This is a genomic window from Acinetobacter sp. 226, assembly GCF_048147925.1.
In the GTDB taxonomy this organism is placed as follows: domain Bacteria; phylum Pseudomonadota; class Gammaproteobacteria; order Pseudomonadales; family Moraxellaceae; genus Acinetobacter; species Acinetobacter pecorum.
Map to the genome: position 1 here is coordinate 1 of NZ_JAYWYX010000059.1, position 4,725 is coordinate 4,725.

The following is a 4,725-nucleotide window of genomic DNA, read 5'->3' on the forward strand; positions in this document are numbered from 1 at the left end:
CATACCCAAGTTGTCACTTGAATTCTGTTCAAATGAGCAGAGTGTTGTCTTTTAAATCTTTGTGCAACAAAGCCTATAACATCTAAAAATAGAAATATTATTTTTAGAATGTGGAACCAAGATGGAGTGATCATTAATTTTAAAGACGATTATATGAATTTCATTAAAATTTCCAGATTAGATGTTTATTTATATACTTTCTTTTTTTTAATTAATTTTCTTTATATAGTTTATATTAAACATAAAAGTCTGATTTAAGTATTTTAAATAACTTTAATTTTGATCAAACCAATAATTTTGTAATCGAATTGTTGGGTTAAGCAGAATTCAGGTTAATTTATGACTTATTTAACATAATGGTGGTTATACGAAATTCACCGTTTCGAGCCCCAAATATCAAGTTTATTTCTTGCATAAATGTATCCTATAGGATACACTCTACTTATGTACTCAATATATACCACTGAAGTCTTTGATGACTGGTTCACCAAGTTAAAAGACCAGCAGGCAAAAAGACGCATACAAGTCCGAATTGATCGGGTTGAAGATGGAAACTTTGGAGATACTGAGCCGGTCGGTGAAGGTGTTTCTGAATTACGTTTCTTCTTTGGGCCAGGCTATAGGATTTATTACTGCAAGCAAGGGCAAAGGGTTGTTATTCTCTTAGCAGGCGGAGATAAGTCTACGCAAAGTAAAGATATAAAACTTGCCCTGCAATTGGCACAAGATTTAGAGGAGGAGCTATAAATGGCTATTAAACTTCGCAAATGGGACAGTGCTGAGCATCTTAAAACAGAGGATGATATGCAGGCTTACTTACAAGCATGTATTGAAGAATCTAATGGCGATGCCGCATTCATTGCAAAGGCTTTAGGTAACATTGCAAAAGCTAAAGGAATGGCTCAATTATCACGAGATACAGGCTTAGGCCGAGAAAGTCTTTATAAAGCACTTTCTGGTGATGTTAACCCTAGTTTTGATACTGTGATTAAAGTTGTAAAAGCACTGAATTTACGCTTAGCAATTTAAAAAAAGTTATTAAAAAATGGAGCTTTAGGCTCCATTTTTTAATTTCGTATAAGGTGTATTATGTTAATTTTAGAAAAACTTAAACCAAATCACCAAAAATCATGAAAAAAAAATCAGCTTTTTTATATTATTTAGATGTTACAGCACCATTTTATTATTTTTATCTGATCCCCACTGCAATCGCATTAGTCATAGTCAGTTTTGATTTCTCATTTAATGGCTTATTTCCGAACACAATTTCCTCTTCGATTTCAAGCCAGCATAAGTTTCTAAATGACTATTTTGCAATATGTAATTTTTTCGTGATTGGTCTTATTGTTATTAATTATTTAAGATACCCACTACCCGCCACACATGTAAAACAAATACGTCAGCATTATGCAAAATTGAATAAAAACCAGCAGTCTATCAATGGCTGGCTTGGAATTGTATTTTTCTGCTTTACCTTAAGCCTAATCAACCTGAATTGGTTTTTTATCAATGATGAGCCTCTTCCTCCATATAAAGAATGGCGTAAAGGCGATACTCTTACCTACTTAAACAGTTTCGCACATCCTTATATTTCTGCTATTGCTTTTAGTTTGCAATATGTCCTTATTATAGTCATCACATTAATATTTATGAACGTACTCGATAATCGCAAATACAGATCAAATTGAAATACTTAGTCCCATTTAACATATTGGTGGTTATACGAAATTAGTAGTTTCCATTACTATCATTTAGTCTTAATTTGATTAGACCAACGATAATACTATCATTTAATTATTGCATTAAGTTTAATGATAGATATCGAATGCTATTGGGCTCTTTATCATTCAGCTATACTCTTTTGATAAAAAAAGCATGACTAAAAGCCATGCCTTGGGAATTCGTATAACGTGTATTATGTTAATTTTAGGAAAACTTAAAATTAATAATTAATTCTGATTTCAATTTCATTAAGTTATAGAATATGCCAATTTCCTGATTTACTACACTTTTTCCATGCAATTTAGATACGATATAAATGGACTACGAGCAATTGCTGTTCTTGCCGTAGTCCTTTTTCACTTTAATCCACAATGGCTACCAGGTGGATTTGCAGGGGTTGATGTTTTCTTTGTTATTTCTGGCTTTTTAATGACATCGATTATTTTTAGTGGTGTAGAAAAAAAGACCTTTAATTTATTCAAATTTTATAACGCCAGAGCAAATAGAATCATCCCTGTATTAGCTGCAATGTCAGCTGTTTTACTCGTATTTGGTTGGTTCTATTTAATCCCTAGTGACTATCGTGACTTAGGACGACAAGTTGAGAAAAGTTCTTTATTTATATCAAATCTTTTATTTGCAAAAGGTGGTGGTTATTTTGATACAGCAGAGCATACAAAGTGGTTACTACATACATGGTCGCTATCTGTTGAATGGCAATTTTATATCTTCTTCCCAATTCTCATTGTCATTCTAAAAAAATATTTCAGTTTTACAAATCTAAAACGTGTTGTTATAGGATTATTTCTAGCGAGTTTTATTTACTGTATTTATGCAACTTACAAAGACAGTAAGACTGCTTACTTCTTACTTACAAGCCGAGCATGGGAGATGTTACTCGGTGGGTTGGCGTTTTTATATCCTTGGTCACTTCAAAGTAAGATAAAACAAATTACAATTCAATCATTAGGTATTGTACTTATTGTTGCTTCATATTTCTTAATGTCAAAAGATACATTATGGCCTGGTTATATGGCACTAATACCTGTCTTTGGTGCATATTTAATTATCGTAAGTAACTTCCAAAATAATTTCATCATCAATAACATAGTTTTTAACTATGTCGGAAAATGGTCTTATTCCATCTATGTATGGCATTGGCCTTTAGTCGTTTTTGGATTCTACTTTGCATTTGAAGATTGGTGGATCTATGGCATTCCTCTTTCTATCTTGCTCGGATTTTTAAGCTATCAATTAATTGAAAAGATTAATTTTTCAAGATATTTATATTGGAAAGAGCTCTATAAGGTTAAACCCTTTTATATATTTTTAGTTATTTTAGTATGTGGCTATATTATAAAAAAAACTGACGGAATGGAATTTCGTGTTTCAGAAAAAATTACCACTATTTTAAATGAAGTTAACAATGATTTTCCTCAAAGATGTGAATCCGTATTCGCTTCTGAAAAATTTGAAACATGCATAATTGGAAATAAAGACAATATTAAAGCTATTATTCTTGGGGATAGCCATGCGGATGCTATTGCATCATCTATAACTAGTATTTTGAATTTAAGTAAAGATGGTGTTATATATGCTGCTAGGTCTGGCTGCCCTTATATCTTAAATGCAAGATTTAATGAAGATATTTCATTTTGTACTAAAATAAATGAAGATCGTCATCAATATTTGAAGCAACATAAAAATACTCCTATTTTCATTGTAAATAGATACTTAGAAAGAATGGAAGGTGAAAACAATATTGATAGAGATAATTCACAAATTATTTATTTTAGTGATAAAAAAAGCACAAAGAAGGAAAAATACCTTGAATTTCAAGATAATTTTGAAAAATCAATTTGTGATATCTCTCCAATTTCACCAGTGTATATAGTTTCTACAATTCCAGAAATGGGGATTAATATTCCTCCTTTAATGGCTAAACAAATGATGACTCTTAATAAAATATTAGATAATTCTATCTCATATTCTCAATATCAAAATAGATCATCTCAAATGAATAAACTTTTAGAAGATGTGGCACAAAAATGCAATGCTAAAATTCTAGCCCCTTCAAAAATTTTGTGCCAACAAGGAAAGTGTATTTCTGAATATAAAGGCCGCTCTATTTACCGTGATGGAGATCACCTAAGCGAGTATGGAAATAAACTTCTTACACCAATGTTTGAAGAAGTTCTAAATTAAACTATACATAAAAGATTAAATGAGTTTATTAAAAAAAATAAACTCATTTAACATAAAATTTCTTATACGCAATCAAAAAAGTGAGGTAAAAACCTCACTTTGTATAAAGCCAAATGAATGGATATTTCCTAGAATTTTAATTAATAAAAGTTATCACGGTAGAAGTTATAAGTAGTATTGTGGCGATCAATGTTAAGTAGATGCATGATTTACTCATTGATTGATCATCTACTTTGAAAAAGTTCTTTATTGGATCCTTCCAACCAGTCATTTGACTCCAAGGATACCAAAAACATAAAAAACCCAAAGTACTTAAAATTCCGGCTAAATCAAAACTCTTGGATAAGCCAAATAGACTTATAGCAACAGATGCTGCACCTAAGACAAAACCAAACCAAGATTTAATCAAGGGAGCCTTGGGAGAAGTTATTGATAAATTATTCATATTAGAGTTCTACATTAAAGATTAAATAACTTTCTGTCTCTTTCATCCGTCAAATACCGGTCCATCTGAGCGATCAATTTAGCCCGTGCCTGTTCATCTTCTTCAGTGATTTTTAGCATACAGGATCCGATTAGAATTTTGCGTTTGGTATCGTCCTTTCGAGCCTGTTCTTTCTCTTTAGCACGTTCTCTTGCTAGTGCTGCCTGTCTTTGAGCCTTTAACTGTTTTAGCTTTTCTTCCTGTGCCTTAATCTTGCTGTCTAGTGTTTCAGTAATACTCATTAATCCAATACCATCATCCTGGGAAACCATCCCTAACATAAGCGCACTTGAATATGCATTCAAGGTGCTATA

At 31.6% G+C, this 4,725-nt stretch carries 6 protein-coding genes; 4 read left to right on the forward strand and 2 right to left on the reverse strand.

The features are described 5' to 3' along the window. Positions 1 to 444: 444 nt before the first annotated feature. The 4 genes from VXP95_RS15230 to VXP95_RS15245 all read left to right on the forward strand — a co-directional run bounded on the left by VXP95_RS15230 (position 445) and on the right by VXP95_RS15245 (position 3,927). Positions 445 to 747, forward strand: a complete 303-nt coding sequence (locus tag VXP95_RS15230; protein WP_000286964.1) for a type II toxin-antitoxin system RelE/ParE family toxin — start codon at positions 445 to 447, stop codon at positions 745 to 747. Continuing rightward, positions 748 to 1,029 carry an addiction module antidote protein gene (locus VXP95_RS15235; protein ID WP_000985609.1) on the forward strand — a complete coding sequence of 94 codons (282 nt, stop codon included), beginning with the start codon at positions 748 to 750 and terminating at the stop codon, positions 1,027 to 1,029. A 101-nt stretch (positions 1,030 to 1,130) separates the two neighbouring features. Next, on the forward strand, positions 1,131 to 1,688 hold the full coding sequence (locus VXP95_RS15240; RefSeq protein ID WP_191731446.1) for a hypothetical protein: 558 nt from the start codon (positions 1,131 to 1,133) through the stop codon (positions 1,686 to 1,688). Positions 1,689 to 2,016: 328 nt separating this feature from the next. After that, positions 2,017 to 3,927: an acyltransferase family protein gene (locus VXP95_RS15245; RefSeq protein WP_416712340.1), complete on the forward strand. Its 1,911-nt coding sequence runs from the start codon at positions 2,017 to 2,019 to the stop codon at positions 3,925 to 3,927. A gap of 136 nt (positions 3,928 to 4,063) precedes the next feature. On the opposite strand, the gene VXP95_RS15250 is transcribed toward VXP95_RS15245, so the two are convergent. Both VXP95_RS15250 and VXP95_RS15255 read right to left on the reverse strand, forming a co-directional pair. Continuing rightward, positions 4,064 to 4,372 (reverse strand): hypothetical protein, encoded by a 309-nt coding sequence (locus VXP95_RS15250; RefSeq protein ID WP_001061745.1) that lies wholly within the window; start codon positions 4,370 to 4,372, stop codon positions 4,064 to 4,066. A gap of 14 nt (positions 4,373 to 4,386) precedes the next feature. Next, positions 4,387 to 4,653, reverse strand: coding sequence for a mobilization protein (locus VXP95_RS15255; protein WP_416712341.1), 267 nt, complete (start codon positions 4,651 to 4,653; stop codon positions 4,387 to 4,389). Positions 4,654 to 4,725 lie beyond the last annotated feature (72 nt).